The 214-nt window shown below is 53.7% G+C and carries 1 rRNA gene; it reads right to left on the reverse strand.

From position 1 onward, the window contains the following. Positions 1–214, reverse strand: a 23S ribosomal RNA gene (locus tag FS532_RS18550); the annotation flags it as partial.

A 214-nucleotide genomic window follows, 5' to 3' on the forward strand; every position in this document is an offset into this window, starting at 1 on the left:
TACCTTGAGGCCACCCCTAAACCTATTTCGGAGAGAACCCGCTACCTCCAGGTCCGATTGCCATTTCACCCCTACCCACACCTCATCCCCGCACTTTTCAACGTGCGTGGGTTCGGGCCTCCATTCAGTGTTACCTGAACTTCACCCTGGACATGGGTAGATCACCTGGTTTCGGGTCTACAACCACATACTAAACGCCCTATTCAGACTCGCT

This window comes from Curtobacterium pusillum, assembly GCF_007673235.1.
GTDB lineage: Bacteria > Actinomycetota > Actinomycetes > Actinomycetales > Microbacteriaceae > Curtobacterium > Curtobacterium pusillum_C.